The sequence below is a fragment of the Pseudomonas sp. LF-5 genome, from assembly GCF_037626295.1.
Lineage (GTDB): Bacteria > Pseudomonadota > Gammaproteobacteria > Pseudomonadales > Pseudomonadaceae > Aquipseudomonas > Aquipseudomonas monsensis.
The window spans coordinates 1,484,640-1,510,362 of the sequence record NZ_JARKMT010000001.1; the positions used below are offsets into that span (position 1 = coordinate 1,484,640).

Here is a 25,723-nt window from a genome sequence, read left to right on the forward strand (position 1 = left end):
CCTGTGTAAATGTGCGCCCTTGTGGAGGACTCAAGCGCTCTAGCTTTGCAGCCACAGGCCCTGCGGTGTGCGGCTTGCGCCGTTCTCGGCAAACATCTGGCCCTGCGGCGTGCGGCTGGCACCGTCGGCTGCGAGCGAGCTATCAATGCTCTGTCTGGCCATCGGCGTCAGCTGCAAGCAACTGCCGCCGTGGCAGCTATTCTGTTCAACCGACGCATCGGCATGGGCAGCGAAGCCGCTGAGGGAAAAGGCGATGGCGGTGAAAAAACGCGAGACGTTGTGCATGGTGACTCTCCAGAGAATTGGAATGACTCAGTTGTCGTTGTTGCAGCCGTCGGCGAACTTGCGGTAATCCAGCACCTGCGTGGCGCCGGTCGAGTCGAGATACGTCATGCGTGCATCGACGATGCCGCAGGTCACCGAGTCGTCCTGGGTCATTGAGATCACCTGGCGGATGTCCAGAGGCGTGCCGTAGGTGTAGGTTCGCGGGGTAACATCGGCTTCGGCACGGGCTGCAAAGGTGCAGATGTTGAGGGCGGCAAACAGGCCGGCGGCCATCGCGGTTTTACTGATCATGGGAGTTTCCTCAAGGCGTCAATGGGTTTGAGCCGAGGCCATCTGTGTGTGCCTCGATGGAGCCTATTTGAGGCTCGCGAGGTATCGCGGATGTGTCGGAAAACCGCGCGGATAAGTCGTTACGTATCTCTGCCGGTCGGGGATACACAACGATACAAAACCCGGGGAGGCGGCCGTTTTTGCCTCGCCGTGTATCCGTGCTCACGCTGGATACACTGCAATACAAAGGCCTGCAGGCAGGTCGTCGATGGCGCTATAAACTGCACGGCATTCCCCTTTGCTGGAGGTTTGAACCGATGGACCATGTCGATCACATTCTCATCGTCGACGACGACCGCGAGATCCGCGAACTGGTGGGCAACTACCTGAAAAAAAACGGTCTGCGCACCACCGTGGTCGCCGATGGCCGGCAGATGCGCAGCTTTCTCGAAACGAACACGGTCGACCTGATCGTGCTCGACATCATGATGCCCGGCGACGATGGCCTGCAGTTGTGCCGCGAACTGCGGGTGGGCAAACACAAGGCCACGCCGGTGCTGATGCTGACCGCGCGCAATGATGAAACCGACCGCATCATCGGCCTGGAAATGGGCGCGGACGATTACCTGACCAAACCCTTCGCCGCCCGTGAGTTGCTCGCGCGGATCAACGCCGTGCTGCGGCGCACACGGATGCTGCCGCCCAACCTGGTGGTGACCGAGGCCGGCCGCCTGCTGGCCTTCGGGCGCTGGCAACTGGACACGTCGGCGCGGCACCTGCTGGACAAGGACGGCACCATGGTCGCCCTCAGCGGCGCCGAATACCGCTTGCTGCGGGTATTTCTCGATCACCCGCAACGGGTACTCAGCCGTGATCAACTGCTCAACCTGACCCAGGGCCGTGACGCCGACCTGTTCGACCGTTCCATCGATTTGCTGGTCAGCCGTTTGCGTCAACGGCTGCTGGATGACGCGCGCGAACCGGCGTACATCAAGACCGTGCGCAGCGAAGGTTATGTATTCTCGCTGCCGGTCGAAATCCTCGGGGCGCCGGCATGAGCCTCAACCTGCATTGGCCGCGCACGCTGACTTCGCGAGTGTGGCTGATTTTTCTGATCGGCATGATCCTGGCCCAGGCGTTGTCATTCGGCGCGCAGTATTACGAGCGCTACCAGATGGCCAGGAACACCATGCTCGGCAATCTGCAGACCGACGTGTCAACCTCGATTGCGATCCTCGACCGCTTGCCCGCCGAGGAACGCCCGGCGTGGCTGTCGCGTCTGGCCCGGGCCAATTACGCCTATCTGCTCAATGCAGGTGAAGCGGGCGTGCCGATCAAGGCCGGCGACGTGCCGATTGCCGTCACCTCGATCACCGACGCCATCGGCGAACACTATCCATTGACCTTCACCGACATTCCCGGGCCGAAAAAACACTTTCAGGGGCATCTGCGCCTGAGCGATGGCAGCCCGGTAACCATAGATGTGCGGCCGTCGATGGTGCCGCTGTCGCCGTGGCTGCCGGCGGTGTTGCTCGGCCAACTGGCGCTGATGATCGCCTGCACCTGGCTGGCAGTGCGGATTGCAATCAGCCCCCTCACCCGCCTCGCCAACGCCGTGGAAACCCTCGACCCCAATGCCCATCCGATCAACCTCGACGAGCAAGGCCCTACCGAAGTGGTCTACGCGGCCCGCGCCTTCAACACGATGCAAGCCCGTATCGCCGCCTACCTGAGAGAGCGCATGCAATTGCTTGCCGCCATTTCCCACGACCTGCAAACGCCAATCACCCGGATGAAGCTGCGCGCCGAGTTCATGGACGACTCGGCGGAAAAGGACAAGCTGTGGAACGACCTTGGCGAGATGGAACACCTGGTGCGCGAAGGCGTGGCGTATGCGCGCAGCATCCATGGCTCAACTGAAGAAAGCCGCCGCACCAACATGGATTCGTTTCTCGAAAGCCTGGTGTTCGACTATCAGGACATGGGCAAGGACGTGCAACTGATCGGCAAGAGTGAAGTGGTCATCGACACCCGCCCACATGCGTTGCGCCGGGTATTGGTGAACCTGACCGACAACGCCCTGAAGTTCGCCGGCGCGGCTGAGGTATGGGTCGAAGCGAACAACGGCAGCCTGAGGCTGACCGTCATGGATCGCGGCCCGGGCATTGCCGAGGCCGAGCTGCAGCAGGTGATGGAACCGTTCTACCGCGTGGAAAACTCGCGCAACCGCGAAACCGGCGGCACCGGGCTGGGGCTGGCGATCGCGCAACAACTGGCGATGGCACTGGGTGGCTCGCTGAGCCTGAGCAACCGCGAGGGCGGCGGGCTGTGCGCGGAACTGAAGCTGCCGCTCTGACCTGTGGGAGCGGGCAAGCCCGCTCCCACAAGGCTTACGGAGTCTCTGGAATCACGAGGCCGGCCCCATTACGCGGTCTTCGTGCAACTGCTGCAACAATGCCAAACCACTGTCCATGAATGACGCATTGCCCAACTCGCCGGCCTCTTGCGCCAGACCGTGCAACTGCTCGCGCCCGGTCAACACAGGGTACTCACCGATCCGCTGCAACAACCGCCAGGCCAAGGGGCTCAACTCAGCAAACCTGACGCTGAAATCCGCAGTGCGGCGTACCAGCAACAGGGTCGGTTGGGCCGGGGCTACGGCGGGTTGAAGGTCCGGCGACAGCCGTTGCACCGGCCACACATACGCCAACGGCCAGGCCAGCGCCGATACCCGTAGTGGACGTTCCAGCAGCAAGCCTTGGTCTGTTGGTGGTAACGGCTCGGCGTCTGATTGCTGCAGTACCATCTCTACCCATTCGTAGTGCGCCAGTTCCAGCAGAAAGGGTGGCCACTCACCTTCACTCGTGACCTCGGGCTCGGCCGCGAGAAACCCGACAAACGCCTCGGCGATCTCAGCAAACTTCGGCGTTTGCGCGCGGCACTCGCGCAGAAAGCCGCGCACCAGTGCCCGCCAGCGGGTTTCGCCAATGATCCGGATCAGCACCGGAAACGTCGGGCTCAGCAGCGCCGAGACGTTGTTGAACACCAGATTCCGGTACACCGTGACCCGCGCCGGGTTCATGTTGGCCGGCAACGGCTGATGGTCGGGGTCACGTAAGTACGCGGTGAGCGCCTGCTGTTGCTGCATCAGGTTATCCATGACGAATCTCCCGATCCTGCAAGTGGCGAATAGTCTGCAACTCGGCCACCAGTTCGGAAAACACCGGGAAATTGAAATCCCGCTCAAGCAACGTTGGCTGGACACCGAACCGAGCATAGGCATCGCCCAGCAACGCCCAGACCGCCGGTTTCACCGAGGCACCATGGGTGTCGATTTTCAACGTGTCCGACTCATCGAAATGCCCGGCCACGTGCATGCCGACTACCCTGCCCGGCTCAACCCCGGCGAGAAACCGGTGTGGGTCGAAGCCGTGGTTGATCGAATTGACGTAGACGTTATTGACGTCCAGCAGCAGGTCGCAATCGGCCTCGCGCAGCACCGCGTTGGTGAACGTCACCTCGTCCATGTCCTGACGTGGCGCGGCATAGTAGGAGACATTTTCCACCGCCAGACGCCGCCCCAGAATGTCCTGAGACTGGCGGATCCGCGCGGCGACGTGATGCACCGCCTCTTCGGTGAATGGCAACGGCAGCAGATCGTAGAGATGACCGTCGTCGCTGCAGTAGCTCAGGTGTTCGCTGTACAACGGCACTTGATGGTGGTCAAGAAACGCCCGGACTTCTTCGAGAAAACCGACGTCGAGCGGCGCCGATCCGCCAAGTGACAACGATAAGCCGTGGCAAGCCAATGGATAACGCTCGGCCAGTTCGTGCAACGCCGCGCCGTGGGCACCGCCAACGCCGATCCAGTTTTCCGGGGCGACTTCGAGAAAGTCGAAAACACCGCTATGGGCAGCTTGCAGGTCTTTCAGCAAGCCTCGTCGCAGGCCGAGTCCGACTCGGGCAAGTGCAGATGGATGAGCAATATGCATGGGGCTGTCCCTCTGTTGGCGCATCAGCGTGATGGCGATCAAAAGGTCAACCTAAACAGTGTATGTATCGCGGTTGTTTCGACGACGAAGTCGAATGCACAGGTTATGTATCTGTGATCGCGCTGTATTGATTGAGATACAGATCATCGGTTTATCGAAGGCAATCCCGCGTCAAAATTAACAAAACAGAATAAAAATTTATTTTTTATACCTGTCAACTTTGACAGTTATGCGTGACTGGCACCGCCACTACACTGGCGTCTCATTCTTTCGTAACTCCCTCGAGAAAGGAATCCAGAGCATGAATAGCAAAATGTCCATCACGCAAGGAACAGTAGCCGCCACGGGCACGCTTACCGCCAAAAGCGCCGAAGAGGCGGATTTCCAGGCCAATAGCGGACTTTCAATTGAAAAACTGCCAACCCATTGGGAAATAAGCGCCACTCATATCAGCGGCAACAGCTATCGCTACATGACTTTTGTTATCCCTCTGAACCTCGGAGGCAATGGCGTCCCCATGAATTATTCGCTTGTTTCTGGCAGCGATAAAAATTTGGCGCACGCTCATTACTTTTCCCGAGACATCTTAGTGGTCTCGACCGAAGGATTATTGTCCATTCAATACTTCGAATCCGAGCAGCGAATGGTCGGTACGTTTAACTTCAAGGGCAATTTTGGAGGCAAGGAATATATCCTGAGCGAGGGCAAGTTCGACCTGCAGGACATTACCCGCACTTCGACGGCAGAACAGCTTCAGCAGCACGAGTTTTCTGCTGAACTTGAAGGAGGTATTTATCATGAGTTCAAGTCCGACGAGGTTGAAATCTCTTTTCAAGAAAACACGCAAACATTTGCAGTGGTCGCCAATCAGAGAGTCTGGGAATTAGACCCGCCAAAACCGCACCGCGTAACGCTGTTCATTGCAGCAGGGCTAAAAAAAGGTAAGTACACGTTTGAAACAGGTGATCCAAACATTCGAGCGGCCTATCTGGATTTGCTGGGGAGCGCTTACCTGGCGGTCGAAGGGACACTGGAGCTTAAGGAAGATCCATCCGTGGAGCGAATCGAAGCCACGCTGGAGTTCACCGGAAAAACGCTCTCGCTTCCTGAAAGAGTGGCCAAGCTGTCCAATGGCGTGTTGAGCCAGACGCCTGCATCCAAGAAGCGTACAAAAGCCTGAAAAACGATCGCTTCATGGCATTGGAGGGCTAGACTTGTTGCATAGCCCTCAAGAGTAAAATCTGGGCGATGAATCCAGCAGTGATTCATCGCTCAAACCCAAGACGACCACTGCCCGATGGCGCACGCCTCGACCCTCGATCCTTGACGCCGCCGGACTGTGATCCTGTTTCAGGAGCACACGTGATGGACGAGGCCCGACTCAACGAATTCATGGGAAAACTGATCAACGACATGGGCGGCGCGGCGATGCTGGCTAATGTCATCGTCGGCGAAGAACTCGGGTTGTACCGGGCGATGGCCGACAGTCAGCCGATCAGCCCCGAAGCACTCGCTGCGAAAACCACCTGTAACCCGCGTCTGGTCCGCGAATGGCTCAGCGCCCATGCCGCTTCAGGCTACATGGAGCATCACGACGGGCAATTCCGCCTGCCGGAAGAACATGCCCTGGCATTGGCCCTGGAAGACTCACCGGTGTACGTCGCCGGCGGTCTGGGCGTGGTGGCGTCGTTTTTCCATGACAAGGACAAACTGGTGAAAGCCATGCGCGGCAACGGCGCCTTGCCCTGGGGCGATCACCATCCGTGCATGTTCACCGGCACCGAACGGTTCTTTCGCCCCGGTTACAAGGGGCATTTGATCGCCGAATGGCTGCCGGCACTGGACGGTGTGGTGGCCAGGCTTGAGGCAGGCGCCAAGGTCGCCGACGTCGGCTGCGGCCACGGCGCCTCGACAGTGATCATGGCTCAGGCGTTTCCCAACTCGCGCTTCGTCGGTTTCGACAACCACACGCCCTCGATCACCGTGGCCACCCAGCGCGCCGAAGAAGGCGGTGTCAGCAGCCGGGCGAAGTTCTTCCAGGGCACGGCAAAAAATTACCCCGGCGACGACTATGACCTGATCTGCTATTTCGACTGTCTGCATGACATGGGCGACCCGGTCGGCGCCGCACGCCATGCCTACGACTCGCTGAAGGACGACGGCACGGTGCTGTTGGTCGAACCGTTCGCCAACGATACGCTGGATGACAACATCAACCCGGTCGGCCGACTGTTCTACGCGGCGTCGACCTTCATCTGCACACCGAATTCCCTGTCGCAAGAGGTCGGCCTCGGGCTCGGCGCACAAGCCGGGGAAATGCGCCTGCGCAAAGTGTTTGCCGAAGCCGGCTTCAAGCAGTTCCGGCGGGCCACGCAGACACCGTTCAATCTGATTCTGGAGGCGCGCAAATAGCCCGGAGACAAGCTATTGACCGTGTGGGAGAAATCTGTGGCGAGGGCGCTTGCGTGCGCTCGGCGGCGAAGCCGTCGGCGGTTTTGGGGCCGCTGCGCGCCCCGGCGGGAGCAAGCCCCCGCGTCACTGGAAAATCCGCGCCCCCCAGCCAGACGCCCTCGCGATGGAAGGTCAGTGCTAACCTGCAAGGCATCCATCTGCCCGGAGTGCTGACCATGCTCGACAGCCCGATCCGCGACCACCTCGACACCTTGCAACAGGCGATGGCCGACGGCGACTTTCTGGTGCTGACCGGCGCCGGCATCAGCACGCCGTCGGGGATTCCGGATTACCGCGACAGCGACGGCGTGCGCCGGGGGCGCCAGCCGATGATGTATCAGGAATTCCTCGCCGCCCCGGAATCACGCCGGCGCTATTGGGCACGGGCCATGCTCGGCTGGCCACGGGTGCGGCAGGCGCGGCCGAATGCAGCGCACGAGGCACTGGCCCGATTGCAGACGCATGGGCGGATCGGCGGGTTGATCACGCAGAACGTCGACACCCTGCACGATCAGGCCGGCAGTCAGGACGTGATCGAACTGCACGGCAGCCTGCACCGGGTGCTGTGCCTGGATTGTGGCCAGCGCAGTGAGCGCGATGCCATTCAGCGCTTGATGGAGATGCACAACCCGTATCTGGCCGGCGTCGATGCCGTGCAGGCGCCGGACGGCGATACCCTGCTCGACCCCGCGTTCGAAGCCCGGTTTCAGGTGCCGCACTGTCCACATTGCGCGGGCGAGCGGATGAAGCCGGATGTGGTGTTTTTTGGCGAGAACGTCGCGCAGCAAACCGCCGCGCGGGCGCTGACGGCGGCGGAACGCGCGGCCGGGATGTTGGTGGTGGGCTCGTCGTTGATGGCCTATTCGGCCTTTCGCCTGTGTCGGGTGATTGCCGATCGGGGCAAGCCGCTGATTGCGATCAACCTGGGCAAGACTCGCGCAGATGACCTGCTGTCATTGAAAATCCAAGCCTCATGCGAACAACTCCTGCCCCTGCTGACACAACGCCTGCTCACCTGACACACAAAATCCCGCGGTTTCAGTGCTCAGCCTTGAGGATATCGAACAGCGCCTGTGCCGCCGCCGACAGTTCATTTCCGGGTTCGGTCAACACGCCGATCGCCCGCTCCACCGAGTCATCCAGGGTCAGGCAACGGGCGCCCAGTTCTTGCATCTGCTCGGCACACAATGCCGGTACGGCACTGACACCAAGGCCACTGGCGACCATGCGCCCGACCGTCGCCAATTGATGGCTTTCGAACTCCACCGGTAATTTCAGGCCGCGCGCCTGCAAGTGTTCTTCGAGCATCACTCGTACTGTCGATGGCCGCTGCAAGGTGATGAACGGCTGCTGCAGCAAGGTTTGCCAGTCGATAGCGGTGCGCGCTGCCAATGGCGAATCCTGCGCCACCACGGCCACGAAGCGATCCCTGTACAACGGCGTGAAGGTCATCGAGGTGCTTTGCATCGGCTCGAACGCCACGCCCAGTTCCACTTGCCGATCGCGGACCATCTCCAGCACCTGCTCGTTGATCACGTCGTTGACCGTCACGTTGACGTTCGGATAGCGCGCACGAAACGTCTTGAGGATCGGCGGCAGCAGGTTGCCGGCGAACGACGGCATCGCCGCCAGCGTCACCCGTCCGCGTTGCAGGCTGAAGCGCTGACGCATTTCGTCTTCGGCGTTGTCCCAGTCGGCAATCAGCCGCCGGGCCAGCGGCAACAGGGATTCACCTTCCGCCGTCAGCGCCACGTTGCGCGTATTGCGGCTGAACAGGCGCCCGCCGAGGCCCTCCTCCAGCGCCTTGATGGTCAGGCTCAACGCCGATTGCGACAGGTGCAGGCGCTCGCAGGCCACCGCAAAACTCAGGCTCTGGGCCACGGCGAGAAAGGCACGGATCTGCTTGATGGTCATGTCGCTTCGCTCCAGTTGTAAGCTCCAGGCGTCAAGCTGCAAGCTATAACGCGACGAATTATTGAGTTTTATCTATCAATCAACCTTAAAAATCAACTTAACAAATATATCCGTCAGCGAGACACTCCAGTCATTCGGCTAGCCAGCCGCCCGCAAATAATAAAAGAGGTGCATATGGCAGGTTTCGACAAGCGCGTGAGTTCCTACGAGGAAGCCCTCGCCGGGCTGGAAGATGGCATGACCGTCATCGCCGGCGGCTTCGGTCTGTGCGGCATTCCGGAAAACCTGATCGCCGAGATCAAGCGCAAAGGCACCCGCGACCTGACTGTGGTTTCCAACAACTGCGGCGTCGACGGTTTCGGCCTCGGCGTGCTGTTGACCGATCGCCAGATCAGCAAAGTCATCGCCTCCTACGTCGGCGAAAACAAGCTGTTCGAAGAGCAACTGCTCAAGGGCGAGATCGAAGTCATCCTGACCCCGCAAGGCACCCTCGCCGAGAAAATGCGCGCCGGCGGCGCCGGCATTCCGGCCTTCTTCACCGCCACCGGCGTCGGCACCCCAGTGGCCGAAGGCAAGGAAGTGCGTGAATTCAAAGGTCGCAAGTACCTGATGGAAGAGTCCATCACCGGCGACTTCGCCATCGTCAAAGGCTGGAAAGCCGACCATTTCGGCAACGTCATCTACCGCCACACCGCGCAGAACTTCAACCCACTGGCGGCCACCGCCGGCAAGATCACCGTGGTTGAAGTCGAAGAAATCGTTGAACCCGGCGAGCTGGATCCGTCGCAGATCCACACCCCCGGCATCTACGTCGACCGGGTCATTTGCGGCACGTTCGAAAAACGCATCGAACAGCGCACCATCCGCAAATAACTGAAGCCCAGACGGAGAACAACAACATGGCACTTTCCCGCGAACAAATGGCTCAGCGCGTCGCCCGCGAAATGCAGGACGGCTATTACGTGAACCTTGGCATCGGCATTCCGACCCTGGTCGCCAACTACATTCCCGAAGGCATGGAAGTCATGCTGCAATCGGAAAACGGTCTGCTCGGCATGGGGCCTTTTCCAACCGAAGAAACCATTGATGCCGACATGATCAACGCCGGCAAACAGACCGTGACCGCACGTATCGGGGCGTCGATTTTCAACTCCGCCGAATCCTTCGCGATGATCCGCGGCGGGCATGTCGACCTGACCGTGCTGGGGGCGTTCGAAGTCGACGTCGAAGGCAACATCGCCTCGTGGATGATTCCCGGCAAGCTGGTCAAGGGCATGGGCGGCGCCATGGATCTGGTGGCCGGGGCCGACAACATCATCGTGATCATGACCCACGCGTCCAAGGACGGTGAATCCAAACTGCTGTCCAAATGCAGCCTGCCGCTGACCGGTGCCGGTTGCATCAAGCGCGTGCTGACCGACCTGGCTTATCTGGAAATCGAAAATGGCGCTTTTGTCCTCAAGGAACGCGCACCTGGCGTCAGCGTCGAGGAAATCGTCGCCAAAACCGCTGGTAAACTGATCGTCCCGGATCACGTACCGGAAATGCAGTTCGCTGCCCAGTGAGGAATTCGAAAATGCAAGACGTCGTAATTGTTGCCGCCACGCGCACCGCGATCGGCAGTTTCCAGGGCTCCCTGGCCAGCGTGTCCGCGGTGGATCTGGGCGCGGCGGTGATCCGCCAGTTGCTCGAACAAACCGGTCTGGACGGTGCCCAGGTCGATGAAGTGATCATGGGCCAGGTGCTGACTGCCGGCGCCGGCCAGAACCCGGCGCGTCAGGCCGCGATCAAGGCCGGCCTGCCCCACGCCGTACCGGCCATGACCCTGAACAAGGTCTGTGGCTCGGGCCTGAAGGCCCTGCACCTGGGCGCGCAAGCGATCCGTTGCGGTGACGCCGAAGTGATCATCGCCGGCGGTCAGGAGAACATGAGCCTGTCCAACTACGTACTGCCGGGCGCACGCACCGGTCTGCGCATGGGCCATGCGCAAATGGTCGACACCATGATCAGCGATGGCCTGTGGGATGCGTTCAACGATTACCACATGGGCATCACCGCGGAAAACCTGGTCGATAAATACCAGATCAGCCGCGAGCAACAGGACGCTTTCGCCGCAGCCTCGCAGCAGAAAGCCGCTGCCGCCATCGAGGCCGGCCGCTTTGTCGATGAAATCACCCCGATCCTGATTCCGCAGCGCAAAGGCGATCCTGTCGCGTTCAAGGTTGACGAACAACCACGCGGCGACACCACCGCCGAATCGCTGGCGAAACTGCGCCCGGCCTTCAAAAAGGACGGCAGCGTGACGGCCGGCAACGCCTCGTCGCTGAACGACGGCGCCGCTGCGGTGATCCTGATGAGCGCCGAGAAAGCCAAGGCCCTGGGCCTGCCGGTGCTGGCGAAAATTGCCGCCTATGCCAACGCAGGCGTTGATCCGGCGATCATGGGCATCGGTCCGGTCTCGGCTACCCGCCGCTGCCTCGACAAGGCGGGCTGGAACATCGGCCAGCTCGACCTGATCGAAGCCAACGAAGCCTTCGCTGCGCAATCGCTGGCGGTGGCCAAGGATCTGCAATGGGATCTGGACAAGGTCAACGTCAACGGCGGCGCCATCGCCCTCGGTCACCCGATCGGTGCCTCGGGCTGCCGGGTGCTGGTAACCCTGCTGCACGAAATGATCAAGCGTGATGCGAAAAAGGGTCTGGCGACCTTGTGCATCGGCGGTGGTCAGGGCGTGGCGCTGGCGCTGGAACGCGCTTAAACATCGAGTTCAACGGCGGGCGGTGGATCCACGACATCCGCTGCTCGCTGGCAACAAAAACCCGGTGCGACTGGCGTTGCACCGGGTCTTTTTTTGCCTGGATTTTATGTAGGTCTTGATGGCCCCATCGCTGGCAAGCCAGCTCCCACAGGGCCCCGGGGTGTACAAAAACATGAATCCACCCTCAATCACTGTGGGAGCTGGCTTGCCAGCGATGGGGCCATTTCAGTCACCACAAAAACACCTGTTCACACCGCCATCTGCAGAATCAACCACGCGTTCGCCCCACTGATCACCGCAAACAAGCCCCACGCCAGTATCCGGGTCGGCAGGCGATTCACAAACGGCCCCATCAGCTGTCGGTCGTTGGTCATGCGAATCAGCGGATACAGCGCAAACGGCAGTTGCAGGCTCAATACCACCTGACTCAACACCAGCAACTTGCCCACCGCGTTGTCCCCCATCAGCCACACGCCGATGAACGCCGGAATCAGCGCCAGCCCGCGGGTGATCAAACGGCGCTGCCAGCACGGAATTCGCAGGTTCAGGTAGCCTTCCATGATCACCTGCCCGGCGATGGTGCCGGTGAAGGTCGAACTCTGCCCCGAAGCGAGCAGTGCGACACCGAACAGCACGCTGGCCAATGCCCCGCCCACCAGTGGATCGAGCAAGTGATAGGCGTCCTGAATATCCACCACATCGGTATGTCCGGACTGGTGAAATGCCGCTGCCGCGAGAATCAGGATCGCCGCGTTGACCAACAGCGCCAGCGCCAGCGAGCCGATGGTGTCGATGCGTGCCAGCTTCACCGCGTCCTGCTTGCTCGCCAGGTCTTGGCCGATCATGCGTGTCTGTACGATCGAGGTGTGCAGGTAGAGGTTATGCGGCATCACCGTCGCGCCGAGAATGCCGATGGCCAGGTACAACGGTGCCGCATCGCTGATCGCCGCCAGTGACGGTTTGAAGCCTTGAAAGACGTCCGGCCAGTAAGGTTTGATCAGCACCAGTTCGACGAAAAAACACACGCCGATGGTTGCCACCAGCACCAGCATGATCGCTTCCAGGCGGCGAAAGCCCCGGTTTTGCAGGGCCAGCACCAGCAGCGTGTCGAACGCGGTCAGGGCAATGCCGAAGGTCAGCGAACAGCCCAGCAGCAAGTGAAACGCCAAGGCGCAGCCGAGCACTTCGGCCAGGTCGGTGGCAATGATCGAGATCTCCGCCAGCACCCATTGCAAGCGCGCGGTCGGCGTGCTGTAGCGCTCACGAGAAAGTTGCGCCAGGTCGCGGCCGGTGGCGATGCCGAGCCGCGAACACAGGCATTGCACGACCATGCCCGCCAGGCTCGCCAGCAACACCACAAACAACAGGCCATAGCCAAAGCGCGAACCGGCCTCGATGGCGGTTGCCCAGTTGCCCGGGTCCATGTAGCCGATCGACACCAGCAAACCGGGACCGGCGAAACGCAGCACGCGTTTGAAGAACGCGGCATTGGGATCCACCGCCACACTGCCGGCCACTTCCGGCGGGCAAAACGGCGCGGTGGCGATTTTGGGCAAACTGAATTTCACGCACACATCCAGAAACAAGTCGGAAAGACGCAGCTTAGACGTTTCAGCCGAAGCCTTGAAGGGCTGCGATCTTTTGCTCTTAACGACTCACACCGAGTAACTGTTGACGCAACTCGGGGCTGCGGGTCCGCGGATCCAGCCAGATATCGAAAAACGCCCGGGCAAACTGCGGATCATCAATCTCATGCTGCAACTGTTGCCCGACAAAAAACCGTGCGCCCTGTCCCGGCAGGTACACCCCGGTAATTCGTGTGCCGGCCTGCACATCGACGAACGACTGCTGCATCTGAATCTGCCAACTGGCCAGTTGCGCGGGACTGACGCTGCTGCCTGCCAGACGTTTGATCTCATCGACGCTGGCCTTGACCAGATCATCGCGGGAGATGGTGCGGCGATAGATCAGCTCCAGCGCGAAGGGCTGGCCGTCCGCCAGCGGCCGCGCGGCGCTCCACAAACGCGCGTTGTACACGTCGAAGCCCCACACGCTGAAATCGCCGGTGCCGATGATCTGCGCGCCGGGCACTGCGTCCTGCCAGTTGGCCCAGGTGGGCGTCAGCAATAACGCCCATAAACCGATGCCACAAAATCCACGCAGCACCTTGGGTGTTCTGTTCATTGCAATATCGACTCCGGCAAGCCCTGATAGACAGAGCATAGCCGGGGATCGCGCCTCGTACCCTGTATACATATTTTGCGCACATCTTCAGCAATCAATTGTCGACAATGCTAACGTAACGCCACTCACCCGGACGGAGACACCTGCGTGCTGATCCTCAAACTGCTGCTGATTCCCGGTTTTCTGCTGCTGATTTCTCTCGCAGGCAAACGCTGGGGGCCGAGCGTGGCCGGGTGGCTGTCGGGGTTGCCGGTGGTGGTCGGGCCGATCCTGTTTTTCCTCGCGATCGAACAAGGCCCGGCATTTGCCGCGCAGTCAGCGGTGGCCGCGTTGTCGGCGATGTTTGCGATGATTGCGTTCTGCATCACCTACGCTCAGGTCGCGCAACGGGCTAACTGGCCTTCGGCGCTGATGACTTCATTGGCGGTGTGGACCGTGATCGCGTGGGGGTTATCGCTGATTCCGGCGTCGCTGCCGTTCTCCGTGGCCGCCGCGGCGGTCGCATTGCTGTCCTCGCCCTACCTGTTTCCCAAGGTGCAACCGGTACTCAATGGCCCGGCGCCGAAGTCGGACAAATTGATCTGGCGGATGATCGCCGGTGCGGCGCTGACCTTGCTGGTGACGATGCTCGCCAGCACGGTCGGCGAACGCTGGAGCGGCCTGCTCGCGGTGTTCCCGGTGCTCGGCAGCGTGATGGCGGTGTTTTCCCAGCAGACCCGCGGGCCGGCATTCACCGCCACATTGTTGCGGGCGACGGCAACCGGCATGTATTCGTTTTCGGCGTTTTGCCTGGTGTCGGCGCTGACCTTGCCGAGCCTGGGCCTGAGTGGGTTTGCCGTGGGTGTCGCGGTGGCGGTAGCGATGCTCGGCGTGACCCGCAAGCTACTGGCTAAACCGGCCCCGTCCAGACAAGCGCACCCTCAAGCCTGAACCCGTCCCCTGTGGCGAGGGCGCGGGTGTTCAGACGGGCCGGGCTGGAGTGATAAGGCGCTGCGTGGGATGATCGCCCGCCTAGCGCGACCATCCACCGGAGATTCGAATGTCATTGCTCAGCAAGAAAGCCGTCGTCCTGTTGCTGGCGGCCGTCGCCGGCCTCGGCGCCATCAACGCTCAGGCAGCCAAGGCCAAGGAAAAAGCCGCCACCGAGAAAGTCTCGATGCTCGGCGGCAAGTTCACGTTCGTGTTGCCCAAGGGCTTCGTCGCCGATCCGCTGCCGGCCAGTCCGAGCGGGGCCGTCGGCACGATGTACACCAACGAAGCCACAAAAACCGTGGTCATCACCGCGGAAAACCGCATTCCCGAAGGCGTTAACGTCAAGGACAACGACGGTGAGTTCCTCGACGCCAGCGTGTCACGGTTCATTGAAGACCAAAGCAAGGCGCTGCCGGACTTCAACAAGCTCAGTGAAAAGAGCCTGACCCGCAAAGGCACCGGCCTTGGTGTGCGGCAGGTCGACAGCACCGCCACCCAGGGTGGCGGGCAGACGCTCAACACCACGTTGCTGGCCGGCTCCGGCACCAAAATGGCACTGGTGCAGGTGATCTCCCGTGCCAGTGACAAGAAAGGTCACGACGCCCTGGTCACCACCCTCCTCAAGGATTGAGCTGCTGCAACCAGCCATTCAGGTCCCGCAGTTCGGCCGCACTGATGCTGTGGCCGACGCCGGGATAGGCGTGAAATTGCGGTTTGTAGTCGAGCTTCTGCAGCAGCGCATTGGCCTCGGTGCCCTCGCGATACGGCACACGATCATCGGCGGTGCCGTGGCCAATGAAGATGTTCAGGGCCAGAGGGGGTTGCCCGGCCTTCAGTTCGCCCTTCAACACCGGCAATAAACGACCGCTCAACGCCGCAATACCACCGACCGCCAGCGGCGACCGCAACCCCACTTCGTAAGTCATCATCGCGCCCTGGCTGAAGCCGATCAGGTACACCTTGTCCGGGCTGGCGTGATATTTCTTCGCGGCCTGGGCGATAAAGTCGCGCAGTTTCCGGCCGCTGACCTTCAGATCATCGGTCTCGCCGTTGTAGGCACCTTCGCCCTTCTTGCGAAACCACTGGTAGCGACCTTCACCCAGCGCCATCGGCGCCTGCACCGACAGGTAGTTGTATTGCGCCGGCAACTGGAACTTCATGCCGATCAGGTCGGCTTCGTTACTGCCGTAACCGTGCAGGAAAATCACCAGCGGCCGCGACTCGGCGTCAGGGTGAACCTGTTCGAGGTAGTTGAGCGGCAGATCGGATTGCAGCGTGATTTGAGCCTGGACGGCGGAAGACGCCAGCAGGGTCAACAGGGCAAATACTTTCAACATAAAGCCTTCCTCACAACGTGTCGGTTCGGGGGGAGCCTGACACCCTGCGGTCAGGATCCAGATTTGGCGATGTTGCCGATGGCCCCTTCGCGAACAAGCCCGCTCCCACAGAGAAACGCATTTCAAGGTGGCAGCGCGCCTGCTCGCGAATGTAATCGCCGCAGATCTGTCAGTCGTTCGACAGCTTGCCCGTCCGGAACGGCACCCGACCCGCGACTTTCGCCTGCCAGATCCCCGGTTGGGTGTAACGCCCACGGTCGATGGCAAACAACACGCCGCTGGTGCCGGCGCACACGGTGGTCACGCGATCCTGCAGCGGATCGACCACTTCAAACAGTGCATCGCCCTGCTCGACCCACTCGCCCGCATTGCGCAGAAAACTCACCACACCATGGTGTGGCGCAAACAGGTATTCAGTGCCCTCGAACGGCAGGCCCTCGCAGCACGCGTCCGGCGCGGTCGGCCATTCGCCGCTGATAAAGCCCAGCTCGGCGAGAAAACCGAGAATCGCTTCGCAATTGGCCTGGGCCTGATCGACCCGGGTGTCGCCCATGCTGCCCAGCTCCAGGGTGGTGGCGAGGTTGGCCAGTGGAATCGCGGCCTGGGGAAATGCGCGCGCCAGGCGCAGCCACGGCGTCGAGCAGGACTCATCGAACGAACTGCCGCCGGAATCCTCACACAACAGCGCCACGCCAGCCTTCAGCCGTGCCGCCAGCGATTGCCACTGTGGCCAATGCTGCGGCAGCGCGTAAAGGTGGATCGCGGCGTCGAAATCGCAATGCAGATCAAGGGTGATGTCGGCATCGCAGGCGTGGCGCAGCAACAAGCGATGCAGGGCTTCCAGTTGCGAAGCCGGAGCCGGCAGCTCATCGAACAGCTGAAGCATGGTCTGGCGGATCAAGGCAATGTTGGCCTCGGCATCGCGGCCCAGACGCTCGCCGATCCGCGCCGCCACCGGTGCGCTGAGTTCGACGAAGGCGCGGTTGAAGTTCTTGCCGCTGCCCAGTTCGAAACGGCCCATGTGCGCACCTTGCAGATGCTGGTCCAGCCCGATCGGGTTGGCCACCGGCACCAGTTCGATCACGCCCTGCAAACGGCCTTGCTGTTCGAGCGCGTTCAGACGCTGCTTGAGTTCCCACGCGGTGCGCATACCCGGCAGTTCATCGGCGTGCAGGCTGGCCTGGATGTAGGCCTTGCGCGGGCCCGCGCCGTAACGGAACACACTGAGGGAGCGTTCGCTGCCCAGGTGGCTCCAGGGTAGAACATGGTCGATGCGTTGCATGGGATATCTCCTGAAAACCGGATCTCACAGATCCCCTGTAGGAGTGAGCCTGCTCGCGATAGCGGTGGATCAGACAACAGTGATGTTGAATGCTAAACCGCTATCGCGAGCAGGCTCACTCCTACAAGGTTCTCGCCACCATTAGAGCGTAAAAAAAGTGGCCGGCGCAGTGCGCGGGCCACTTTTTTCTACGGCGTATTAATGGCCGTACACGTCAAAGTCAAAGTACTTGTCCTGCACTTGCTTGTACTTGCCATTGGCGCGGATTTCGGTGATGGCCTTGTTGAACTGCTCGGCCAGGGCGGTATCGCCCTTGCGCACGGCAATGCCGGCGCCACCGCCGAAGTACTTGGCGTCTTCGTAGGTCGGGCCGACGAATTCGAAGCCTTTGCCGGCGTCGGTTTTCAGGAAGCCGTCACTCAGGTTGACCGAGTCGGCCAGCATCGCGTCGATACGGCCGGAGACCATGTCGAGGTTGGCCTCCTGTTGCGAGCCGTAACGCACCAGCTCGATGCCGGCCGGAACCAGCACTTCGGTGGCGTAACGGTCGTGGGTACTGGCACGCAGCACGCCGACTTTCTTGCCCTTGAGCTCGGTCAGCGGGTCCTTGACGCCGGAACCTTCCTTCATCACGAAGCGCGCCGGGGTGTGGTAGTACTTGATGGTGAAATCAACGTTTTTCTTGCGGTCGTCGGTGATGGTCATCGAGGACAGGATCGCGTCGATTTTCTTCACTTTCAGCGCCGGGATCAGGCCATCGAACTCTTGCTCGACCCAGGTGCATTTGACTTTCATCTGCTCACACAGCGCATCACCGATGTCCACGTCGAAACCGGTGAGTTTGCCGTCAGGGGTTTTCATCGAGAATGGCGGGTAACCGGCTTCGATACCGATGCGGATCGGCTTGGCGTCTTCGGCCACGGCGGTCAGGGACAACATCGACAGTGCCAGGGCACCGAACATCACTAGCTTCTTCATTTATAACTCCTGTGTGCGGAGGCTTTTATTGGCAGCTTCGATTCAGCGTTCGGTCATGGCCAATGGGCGGCAAAAACCGAAGTGGCCGGCAGTCTATGGCGCCGCGCACAGGGCAAATTGTTTTTAAGCGACAAATACTTACAGGAATTCGGCAAGGCGATTGACCGGGGTCAATCGCTGCGCCGTCGTGGTGCAAAGGCTGTAGGACAAGCCCTCGATCGGCCCACAAATCAACTGCAGGAGCCGCCGAAGGCTGCGATCTTTTAACGCTGGTTCGGGCGGCAGAACACCTTCGGCTGCATGCCCACGCAGAGCGTGGGAACGCTTGGCCCGTTCAACAGATCGCCGTCTTCGGCAACAGCTGCACGTGCTTTCAGCAGGCGCAGTTGACGGGACTCCCGGCGGCGTGCGGCAGGCTCAGTTCGAACCCTTCGTCCAGCCAGCCGGTGACGCCGCCGAGCATTTCCTTGACCGGGTAACCCAGCGCCGCCAGTTTCACCGCTGCCTTGTTGGCGCCGTTGCAGTGCGGGCCGGCGCAATACACCACAAACAAGGTGGTTTTCGCGTAGCCCTGCAACCCTTGTTCCGTCAGCAGACGTGTCGGAATGTTGATCGCACCCGGCACATGGCCGCGCTCGAACGCCAGCGGCCCACGTACATCAACCAGCACGAAGTCGATTTCCCCGGCTTCCTGGCTGCTGTACACGTCGGAGCAATCGGTTTCGAAAGTCAGACGGTTGCTGAAATGCATCAGGGCAATGGCCGAGGGGGCGGCAGGAATGTCGCGAACCAGGCTGGTCATAGGTGTTGCTCCTTTATCTGAACGGGTGTGAACAGACTTTATCGAGCCGGCGCCCGGCGCTACAGTGGCGCACAAGACACCCACCGGGAATTTTCCGCCAAATGCACACCTCACCAGGACTGGTCGCGATTCTGGCCTACGATGGCCTCTGTACCTTCGAATTCGGCATCGCCGTGGAGATCTTCGGCCTGGCCCGACCGGAGTTCGATTTCCCGTGGTACACGCATGCGATTGCCGCGGTCGATCAAGGCCCGATGCGCGCCATGGGCGGGATTCAGGTGTTGGCAGATGGTGGCCTGGAACTGCTGGCCGACGCGCGTACCATCATCATTCCCGGTTGGCGCGACCGTAACGCCGCCGTGCCGCCGGCGTTGATCGACGCTTTGCGTCAGGCCCACGCGCGGGGCGCCCGATTACTGTCGATCTGCTCCGGGGTGTTTGTGCTGGCGGCCAGCGGCCTGCTCGACGGTCACGGCGCCACGACTCACTGGCGCTACACCACGGAACTGGCTGAGCGGTTTCCGGCCATTGCAGTCGATCCGGACGTGCTGTACGTCGACGCCGGCCAGTTGATCACCTCGGCTGGCAGCGCTGCGGGCATCGACGCCTGCCTGCACCTGGTGGCGCGGGACTTCGGCACCCAGGTCGCCAACGCGGTGGCGCGGCGTCTGGTGATGTCGCCGCAACGCACCGGCGGTCAGGCGCAGTTCATTCCGGCCCCCGTCAGCGCGACGCCGCGCAACGATTTGTCACGGGTGATGCAGTGGGCCCGCGAGCGCTTGCACCAACCGCTGGAGGTGCGCGATCTGGCCAATGAGGCGGCGATGAGCGAGCGGACCTTTTTGCGGCGGTTCACCGAGGCCAGTGGTCAGTCGCCCAAGGCGTGGTTGCAGCATGAACGGCTGGCGCGGGCGCGAGAGTTGCTGGAGAGCACACCGCAGCACACCGAACAGATTGCCCAGCGCTGCGGGTATCGCTCGGTGGAAAGTTTTCGCGTGGCGTTTCGCAGCGTGGTGGGGGTGCCGCCGTCGGTGTATCGGGAGCGGTTCGGGCGTGGGGACAACGCAAATTCCTGAGGTGATCCCAGGGACTCCTTTGCGGGCAAACCCGCTCCCACAGGCTTTAGCGGTGATTGACTCCCTGTGGGATCGGGCTTGCTCGCCAAAAGGCCGGCAGAGGCGCCAATGGACTATGGCCGGCGCAGCAAATAGGTATCCATTATCCACCCATGCTCAGCCCGTGCCGCCTTGCGCACCCGCTCAATCTCATCCGCCACGTCTCCCAACTTGCCACTGATCAGAATCTCGTCCGGCGTGCCCAGGTACGCGCCCCAGTAAATCGACGTCGCGGGATCCGCCACCCGCCGATAGGCCTCTTCGCCATCGAGCATCACCACCAGACTCTCGGCCTCACTCACCTGCCCCGCCGCCAACCGCCGACCGGTGGTGATCTCCACGGAGCAACCGATCGAGTTCAACGGCACTTTGTGCTGCGCCGCCAGTGCCTGCACGCTGGTGATGCCGGGGATCACTTCGAACTCGAACGCACAGCGGCCCGAGGCCAGAATGGCTTGCAGGATGCGGATCGTGCTGTCGTACAACGCCGGATCGCCCCACACCAGGAAACCGCCACACTGGCCATCGGACAATTCGTCATTGATCAGCCGTTCGAAGGTCTGCTGCTTCAGCCGATTCAACTCATCGACACTGGCGATATAGTCGACCTCGCCGCGCTCGCGCTCCGGGCTGTGGGCTTCGGCAAAGCGATAGGCACGATCGGTGATGTAGCGCGTACAGATCTCTCGGCGCAGGTCGATCAGTTTGTCCTTGCTCTGGCCCTTGTCCATGAGGAAGAACACATCGACGCGGTTCAGCGCCTTCACCGCCTGCATCGTGATGTAGTCCGGATGACCGGCGCCGATGCCAATCACCAGTAGTCGTTTCATCAGAGCACTCCCTCAGGGTCTATGCCGGGCAAGCGTAGCCGCCATCGACCGTTGAACTGCAATTCGATCGACGCCAGCGGCTCGACATCAATTGCGTTGAACGCCGCGCCCTGCACAACCTGCATCAATGCCGCACGGACCACGAACGGATGGGTGACGGCGACCACATGGCCCGGCGCCAACTGTACTTGCATCAGCCATGCCGCCACTCGGGCGCCGAGTTGCGTAACGGACTCCCCCCCAGGCGGCACAACCTGTGGATCGCTGAGCCACGCGTGCAACGCTTCGCCCTCCTCGCGCTGCACATCCTTGATCGACTGGCCATGCCAATGGCCCCAATCGCAGTCACGCAACGCGTCCTCCACGTCGGCATCGGCACCAAACCACGCGGCCGTCTGGCGCGTGCGCAACTCGGGGCCGCAAAGCAAGCGGCGCGGCCGGGGGTAGCGGGCGGCCAGCGCGTCGGGCGCCAGCGCGATATTTTCAACGGGCTCGTTCGTAGGAAAACGCGCAAGTTTTTGTGCGACGGTTCGCGCATGGCAAATCAAAGTCAAACGGGTGGTCTGCACGGTGCATCGCTCGCTCAGGAGGCATGAAAAACAACGGCGCAACGCCGACGGGTCGGCAATTGTGCCGTAAACCGCGGGCTGCGGGACAACACAAAACGCGCCGGAGCGTGCTCGCAATGTTACAAAAGCGGCAATCTCTGACACCACCATGGGCAACGGACTACAAAGCCGGTCGACTTTCATGTAGGCCTTGTTACACGGGCATTTCGCACCCTTTTGGAGCCTGTTCAACATGGCGAAAAATTCACTAGACATGTAGCGTCAGTTACATAAATACTGTTTTAACGGATTGTGAAGCGAATTCGACACCCCCCATCCAGCAGGAGCCCGGATGCCCCCTCTTAGAGACCTGATCACTGACCCTGGCCTCGAACTGACGCCGTCAGAGCGCAAAGTCGTGCGCGCCTTGCTCGATCAGTATCCGCGCAACGGCCTGGGGCCAATGGCACGCCTGGCCGAACACGCCGGTGTCAGCGATCCGACTATCGTGCGTCTGGTCAAAAAACTCGGTTTTGGTGGTTACGCCGAATTCCAGGACGCGTTGCTCAGCGACATGGACCATCGCCTGCGCTCGCCGCGCACTCTGTTGCAGCCACGTGCGCAACAGCACAAGGACGATGCCTGGAGCCATTACCTGGGCGACAGCCATCGCCTGCTGGTCGAAACCCAATCGCTGACCCAGCCCGAAGACGTGCGCATCCTCAGCGACTGGCTGCTGGATACTCGTCATCAGGTGTACTGCTTTGGCGGGCGTTTCAGCAGCCTGATGGCCACCTACCTGCTCAATCACCTGCGCTTGCTGCGTCCCGGCTGTTTTGCCCTGGAAGACAACGCGCAATTGCCCGACCGACTGTTCGACCTGCAGCGTCAGGACGTGGTGCTGGTGTTCGACTATCGCCGTTATCAGACCCAGGCCCTGCGTGTCGCCAGCGCGGCGAAACACAATAACGCGCGGGTGGTGCTGTTCACCGATATCTACGCCTCGCCCCTGCGCGAACTGGCCGACCTGATCATCAGCGCCCCGGTGGAGTCGGCCTCGCCGTTCGACACCATGGTTCCGGCACTGGCGCAGGTCGAGGCGCTGATTGCCTGCCTGACCCTGCGCAGCCCGGATCTGGCCGATCGCCTGGAAGGCATCGACGCCCTGCGCAACGACTTCAACACCCACCTGCTGGAGGATAAATAAGGATGTTCAGCCTTCCCCACCGCTCGCCGCGGGATCTGCCGTTTGTCACCGATCACAGCGCATTGCTGCTGGTGGACATGCAGCGTGCCTGGCTCGAACCGCAGTACGACCCGCACCTGAACGGACCGGATGCCGAGTACTTCCTGACCCGCACCCACATGCAGGTGGTGCCCAACCAGCGCCGGTTGCTCAGCGCCTTTCGCGAAGCGCGGCAGAACGTGCTGCACACCATCATCGAGAGCCTGACCGCCGACGGCCGCGACCGCTCGCTGGACCACAAACTGTCAGACATGCACCTGCCCAAGGGCAGTGAGCAGGCGCGGATCATCGACGACCTGACCCCGGTGGAAAACGAGATCGTCTTGCCGAAAACCTCGTCCGGGGTGTTCAACTCGACCAACATCGACTACGTGCTGCGCAACCTCGAAACCCGGCACTTGATCATCGCCGGCATTGTCACCGACCAGTGCGTTGACATGGCCGTGCGCGACGCCGCCGACCGTGGCTATCTGGTGACCCTGGTCGAAGACGCCTGCGCCACCTACACCCCGGCGCGGCATGACGCCTGCCTGAATGCGATCAAGGGCTACTGCTGGATTACCGACACGCAAACCGTGCTCGGCCGGTTGCAGGAGATGCGCCCATGAGTGCACGCCTGACGCCGCTGCCGATGACCACCATCGTCACCACCGACCTGATCGGCATTACCCGGGGCCGCTCGTTTCCCACCGATGAGCTGGAGCATTATCAAGCCGCCGGCTGCGGCTGGGTGCCGGCCAACAGTGCGCTGACGCCGCAGGATGTCATCGCCTCGACCAACCCGTGGGGCGCCTATGGCGATCTGCGGCTGATTCCGGACCTGAACAGCCGCGTCACTGTCGGCAACGGCCCGGACGCCGATGCGCCAGCGCTGGACTTTATCCACGGTGATATCCGCGAAACCGATGGCCGCCCGTGGGGCGCCTGCCCGCGCACGTTGCTGCGTGACGAAATCGAACGATATCGCGACGTACTGGGCCTGCAGGTCAACGCCGCGTTCGAACACGAATTCAACCTGCACGCCGGGTTTGCCGAACACCTGGCGTTTTCCCTCGAAGCCCAGCGTCAGGGCGCCGAATTCGGCGGCTGGCTGCTCAGCGCGTTGCGCGCCGGTGGCGTCGAGCCAGAAATGTTCCTGCCCGAATACGGCAAGCATCAATACGAAATCACCTGCCGCCCGACCCTTGGCGTGGCGGCGGCAGACCGTGCGGTGAACGTGCGCGAAATCACCCGTGAGATCGCCCGGCAAATGGGCCTGGATCTGAGTTTCGCACCGAAAACTGCCGCCGATGCCGTGTGCAACGGCGTGCACCTGCACGTCAGCCTGCTCGATCTGGCGGGGCAGCCGCAGCTCTACGACGCGGGCACCAGCAACGGTTTGTCGAGCCTTGGCCAGCATTGGGCGGCGGGGATTCTGCATTATCTGCCGGCGCTGTGTGCGTTCACCGCTCCGACGCCGGTGTCCTACGAGCGTCTGCAGCCGCATCACTGGAGTGCGTCTTATGCCTGTCTGGGCCAGCAAAATCGTGAAGCGGCACTGCGCATCTGCCCGACCGTGACACTCGGCGGCAAACCCGTGGCCAACCAGTTCAACCTGGAATTCCGCGCCATGGACGCCACCGCCTCGCCGCACCTGGCGATGGCCGCGCTGCTGATCGCCGGACGGCTGGGCATCGAACAGCGCCTGGCGCTGAACGCCATCACCGATGAAATTCCCGATTCACTCAACGACGAGCAACGCAAGGCCCGGGGCATCGTTGCCCTGCCCGCCTCGCTGGCCCAGGCGCTGGATTGCCTGCGTGACAGTGCAGCCTTCAATGAATGGCTGCCCAAGCCCTTGCTCGACACCTACCACGCCCTTAAAACCGAGGAACTGGCGCTGACGGAACAGCTCTCGCCCGCTGACCTGTGTGAGCACTATGCACGCCTGTACTGAATCCACCGAGTCGGGGTTGTACACCCGCCCGGTCTACAACCTGAGCCGCGAAGATTCATCGCATCCGTTGATCCTGGTGTGCGAGCACGCCAGCCGCTACATCCCCGAGGCCCTGAACAATCTGGGCCTGGACGATGCCGCCGCCCGCGAGCACATCGCCTGGGACATCGGCGCACTGCAACTGGCAGAAGCACTGTCGGAAACACTCGGGGCGACACTGTTGAGCGCCAATTATTCACGGCTGCTGATTGATCTGAATCGTCCACGCCATGCGCCGGACAGCATTCCGGCGCAGAGCGAGATTTACCAGGTGCCGGGCAACCGCGAGCTGGACGAAGCCAGCCGCGAATACCGCCGCCAGACGCTGTTCAAACCGTTTCACGCGCGCTTGCAGACGTTGATCGACGCCCGCATCGCCAAAGGCCAGCCGGTACGGGTGGTGGGGATTCACAGTTTTACCCCGGTGTATTACGGCCAGCCACGACCGCTGGAAATCGGCGTGTTGTTCGGGCAGGCGAAAGCCTATGCGCAACGTGTGCTCGACGGCCTCGACGAACTTGCGCTGAAGGTCGCCGGCAATCAGCCGTATAAGATCGACCCGCTGGGCGACATGACTGTGCCGGTGCATGGCGATGCCCGAGGCCTGGATTCGGTGCTGATCGAGGTGCGCAACGATCTGCTGCGCAGCCCGCAAGCCGTGGCCTTGTGGGCCGAGCGCCTGGCGCCACTGCTGTAACGAATGTTGTAGAAACTGCAGATGCTGTAAATGACGGACCGACATAACAACTAAAAACGCTCGATAAGCTGACAAGGAGTTGCGCTT

At 61.5% G+C, this 25,723-nt stretch carries 28 protein-coding genes; 15 read left to right on the plus strand and 13 right to left on the minus strand.

Annotated features, from left to right (window positions below; all coding sequences use genetic code 11):
* Positions 1-39: 39 nt before the first annotated feature.
* Both PseuLF5_RS06635 and PseuLF5_RS06640 read right to left on the minus strand, forming a co-directional pair.
* On the minus strand, positions 40-285 hold the full coding sequence (locus PseuLF5_RS06635) for a hypothetical protein (protein ID WP_123467627.1): 246 nt from the start codon (positions 283-285) through the stop codon (positions 40-42).
* Positions 286-312: 27 nt separating this feature from the next.
* Entirely contained in the window at positions 313-576 is a 264-nt protein-coding gene (locus tag PseuLF5_RS06640; RefSeq protein WP_123467625.1) for a DUF2790 domain-containing protein, read from the minus strand.
* A gap of 296 nt (positions 577-872) precedes the next feature.
* Between PseuLF5_RS06640 and PseuLF5_RS06645 the strand changes: the two genes are divergently transcribed.
* Together PseuLF5_RS06645 and PseuLF5_RS06650 are read left to right on the plus strand one after the other, a co-directional pair.
* On the plus strand, positions 873-1,613 hold the full coding sequence (locus PseuLF5_RS06645; protein ID WP_123467623.1) for a response regulator: 741 nt from the start codon (positions 873-875) through the stop codon (positions 1,611-1,613).
* A complete protein-coding gene (locus PseuLF5_RS06650) occupies positions 1,610-2,911 on the plus strand; it encodes a sensor histidine kinase (RefSeq protein WP_340133217.1) in 1,302 nt (433 codons plus the stop codon). Before PseuLF5_RS06645 ends, PseuLF5_RS06650 begins: the two co-directional genes overlap by 4 nt.
* A 51-nt stretch (positions 2,912-2,962) precedes the next feature.
* Here the strand turns inward: PseuLF5_RS06650 and PseuLF5_RS06655 are convergent, their stop codons facing one another.
* Together PseuLF5_RS06655 and PseuLF5_RS06660 are read right to left on the minus strand one after the other, a co-directional pair.
* A complete protein-coding gene (locus tag PseuLF5_RS06655) occupies positions 2,963-3,715 on the minus strand; it encodes an HvfC family RiPP maturation protein (RefSeq protein WP_123467619.1) in 753 nt (250 codons plus the stop codon).
* Positions 3,708-4,547 (minus strand): HvfB family MNIO-type RiPP peptide maturase, encoded by an 840-nt coding sequence (locus tag PseuLF5_RS06660; protein WP_340133218.1) that lies wholly within the window; start codon positions 4,545-4,547, stop codon positions 3,708-3,710. Before PseuLF5_RS06660 ends, PseuLF5_RS06655 begins: the two co-directional genes overlap by 8 nt.
* A gap of 301 nt (positions 4,548-4,848) precedes the next feature.
* On the opposite strand from PseuLF5_RS06660, the gene PseuLF5_RS06665 reads away from it, so the two are divergent.
* From PseuLF5_RS06665 to PseuLF5_RS06675, 3 genes are all read left to right on the plus strand, one after another.
* The gene (locus PseuLF5_RS06665; RefSeq protein ID WP_222833196.1) at positions 4,849-5,727 is read left to right on the plus strand and encodes a hypothetical protein; all 879 of its coding nucleotides are present in this window, start codon (positions 4,849-4,851) and stop codon (positions 5,725-5,727) included.
* Between the two features lie 185 nt (positions 5,728-5,912).
* Positions 5,913-6,959 (plus strand): class I SAM-dependent methyltransferase, encoded by a 1,047-nt coding sequence (locus PseuLF5_RS06670; RefSeq protein WP_123467613.1) that lies wholly within the window; start codon positions 5,913-5,915, stop codon positions 6,957-6,959.
* Positions 6,960-7,174: 215 nt separating this feature from the next.
* Entirely contained in the window at positions 7,175-8,017 is an 843-nt protein-coding gene (locus PseuLF5_RS06675) for an NAD-dependent protein deacetylase (protein ID WP_340133219.1), read from the plus strand.
* Positions 8,018-8,036: 19 nt separating this feature from the next.
* Here the strand turns inward: PseuLF5_RS06675 and PseuLF5_RS06680 are convergent, their stop codons facing one another.
* A complete protein-coding gene (locus PseuLF5_RS06680) occupies positions 8,037-8,912 on the minus strand; it encodes a LysR family transcriptional regulator (RefSeq protein ID WP_123467609.1) in 876 nt (291 codons plus the stop codon).
* A gap of 174 nt (positions 8,913-9,086) precedes the next feature.
* Between PseuLF5_RS06680 and PseuLF5_RS06685 the strand changes: the two genes are divergently transcribed.
* Genes PseuLF5_RS06685 through PseuLF5_RS06695 form a run of 3 tightly spaced genes read left to right on the plus strand, consistent with a single transcriptional unit; the run spans position 9,087 to position 11,670 of the window.
* Positions 9,087-9,785, plus strand: a complete 699-nt coding sequence (locus tag PseuLF5_RS06685) for a CoA transferase subunit A (RefSeq protein WP_103306907.1) — start codon at positions 9,087-9,089, stop codon at positions 9,783-9,785.
* A gap of 26 nt (positions 9,786-9,811) precedes the next feature.
* Positions 9,812-10,477 (plus strand): CoA transferase subunit B, encoded by a 666-nt coding sequence (locus tag PseuLF5_RS06690; RefSeq protein WP_025111273.1) that lies wholly within the window; start codon positions 9,812-9,814, stop codon positions 10,475-10,477.
* 11 nt (positions 10,478-10,488) lie between these two features.
* The gene (locus tag PseuLF5_RS06695; RefSeq protein ID WP_186747384.1) at positions 10,489-11,670 is read left to right on the plus strand and encodes an acetyl-CoA C-acetyltransferase; all 1,182 of its coding nucleotides are present in this window, start codon (positions 10,489-10,491) and stop codon (positions 11,668-11,670) included.
* Between the two features lie 248 nt (positions 11,671-11,918).
* Here PseuLF5_RS06695 and PseuLF5_RS06700 read toward each other — a convergent pair whose 3' ends face one another.
* A complete protein-coding gene (locus PseuLF5_RS06700; RefSeq protein WP_128613957.1) occupies positions 11,919-13,238 on the minus strand; it encodes an Nramp family divalent metal transporter in 1,320 nt (439 codons plus the stop codon).
* A 79-nt stretch (positions 13,239-13,317) separates the two neighbouring features.
* On the minus strand, positions 13,318-13,854 hold the full coding sequence (locus PseuLF5_RS06705) for a chalcone isomerase family protein (RefSeq protein WP_123467603.1): 537 nt from the start codon (positions 13,852-13,854) through the stop codon (positions 13,318-13,320).
* Between the two features lie 147 nt (positions 13,855-14,001).
* Between PseuLF5_RS06705 and PseuLF5_RS06710 the strand changes: the two genes are divergently transcribed.
* A complete protein-coding gene (locus tag PseuLF5_RS06710; RefSeq protein WP_340133220.1) occupies positions 14,002-14,784 on the plus strand; it encodes a hypothetical protein in 783 nt (260 codons plus the stop codon).
* Between the two features lie 109 nt (positions 14,785-14,893).
* Positions 14,894-15,457 carry a hypothetical protein gene (locus PseuLF5_RS06715; protein WP_186747375.1) on the plus strand — a complete coding sequence of 188 codons (564 nt, stop codon included), beginning with the start codon at positions 14,894-14,896 and terminating at the stop codon, positions 15,455-15,457.
* Here PseuLF5_RS06715 and PseuLF5_RS06720 read toward each other — a convergent pair.
* From PseuLF5_RS06720 to PseuLF5_RS06735, 4 genes are all read right to left on the minus strand, one after another.
* A complete protein-coding gene (locus PseuLF5_RS06720; protein ID WP_340133221.1) occupies positions 15,447-16,163 on the minus strand; it encodes an alpha/beta hydrolase in 717 nt (238 codons plus the stop codon). The genes PseuLF5_RS06715 and PseuLF5_RS06720 overlap by 11 nt on opposite strands.
* 169 nt (positions 16,164-16,332) lie before the next feature.
* A complete protein-coding gene (locus tag PseuLF5_RS06725; protein WP_340133222.1) occupies positions 16,333-17,445 on the minus strand; it encodes a succinylglutamate desuccinylase/aspartoacylase family protein in 1,113 nt (370 codons plus the stop codon).
* A gap of 198 nt (positions 17,446-17,643) precedes the next feature.
* A complete protein-coding gene (locus PseuLF5_RS06730) occupies positions 17,644-18,423 on the minus strand; it encodes an ABC transporter substrate-binding protein (protein ID WP_123467594.1) in 780 nt (259 codons plus the stop codon).
* A 373-nt stretch (positions 18,424-18,796) separates the two neighbouring features.
* Positions 18,797-19,225, minus strand: a complete 429-nt coding sequence (locus PseuLF5_RS06735; protein WP_123467592.1) for a rhodanese-like domain-containing protein — start codon at positions 19,223-19,225, stop codon at positions 18,797-18,799.
* A 101-nt stretch (positions 19,226-19,326) separates the two neighbouring features.
* Here PseuLF5_RS06735 and ftrA point away from each other — a divergent pair, with 101 nt between their 5' ends.
* Positions 19,327-20,301, plus strand: coding sequence for a transcriptional regulator FtrA (gene ftrA, locus PseuLF5_RS06740; protein WP_340133223.1), 975 nt, complete (start codon positions 19,327-19,329; stop codon positions 20,299-20,301).
* Positions 20,302-20,414: 113 nt separating this feature from the next.
* On the opposite strand, the gene cobF is transcribed toward ftrA, so the two are convergent.
* Both cobF and PseuLF5_RS06750 read right to left on the minus strand, forming a co-directional pair.
* Positions 20,415-21,170: a precorrin-6A synthase (deacetylating) gene (gene cobF / locus PseuLF5_RS06745; protein ID WP_340133224.1), complete on the minus strand. Its 756-nt coding sequence runs from the start codon at positions 21,168-21,170 to the stop codon at positions 20,415-20,417.
* Positions 21,170-21,922 (minus strand): histidine phosphatase family protein, encoded by a 753-nt coding sequence (locus PseuLF5_RS06750; protein ID WP_340133225.1) that lies wholly within the window; start codon positions 21,920-21,922, stop codon positions 21,170-21,172. The genes cobF and PseuLF5_RS06750 overlap by 1 nt, the downstream gene beginning before the upstream one ends.
* Positions 21,923-22,070: 148 nt before the next feature.
* On the opposite strand from PseuLF5_RS06750, the gene PseuLF5_RS06755 reads away from it, so the two are divergent.
* Genes PseuLF5_RS06755 through PseuLF5_RS06770 form a run of 4 tightly spaced genes read left to right on the plus strand, consistent with a single transcriptional unit; the run spans position 22,071 to position 25,636 of the window.
* On the plus strand, positions 22,071-22,925 hold the full coding sequence (locus PseuLF5_RS06755) for a MurR/RpiR family transcriptional regulator (protein WP_123467584.1): 855 nt from the start codon (positions 22,071-22,073) through the stop codon (positions 22,923-22,925).
* A 2-nt stretch (positions 22,926-22,927) separates the two neighbouring features.
* A complete protein-coding gene (locus PseuLF5_RS06760; protein WP_123467582.1) occupies positions 22,928-23,572 on the plus strand; it encodes an isochorismatase family cysteine hydrolase in 645 nt (214 codons plus the stop codon).
* Positions 23,569-24,900: a glutamine synthetase gene (locus PseuLF5_RS06765; protein WP_340133226.1), complete on the plus strand. Its 1,332-nt coding sequence runs from the start codon at positions 23,569-23,571 to the stop codon at positions 24,898-24,900. Before PseuLF5_RS06760 ends, PseuLF5_RS06765 begins: the two co-directional genes overlap by 4 nt.
* Positions 24,884-25,636 (plus strand): N-formylglutamate amidohydrolase, encoded by a 753-nt coding sequence (locus PseuLF5_RS06770; RefSeq protein ID WP_222833207.1) that lies wholly within the window; start codon positions 24,884-24,886, stop codon positions 25,634-25,636. Before PseuLF5_RS06765 ends, PseuLF5_RS06770 begins: the two co-directional genes overlap by 17 nt.
* Positions 25,637-25,723 lie beyond the last annotated feature (87 nt).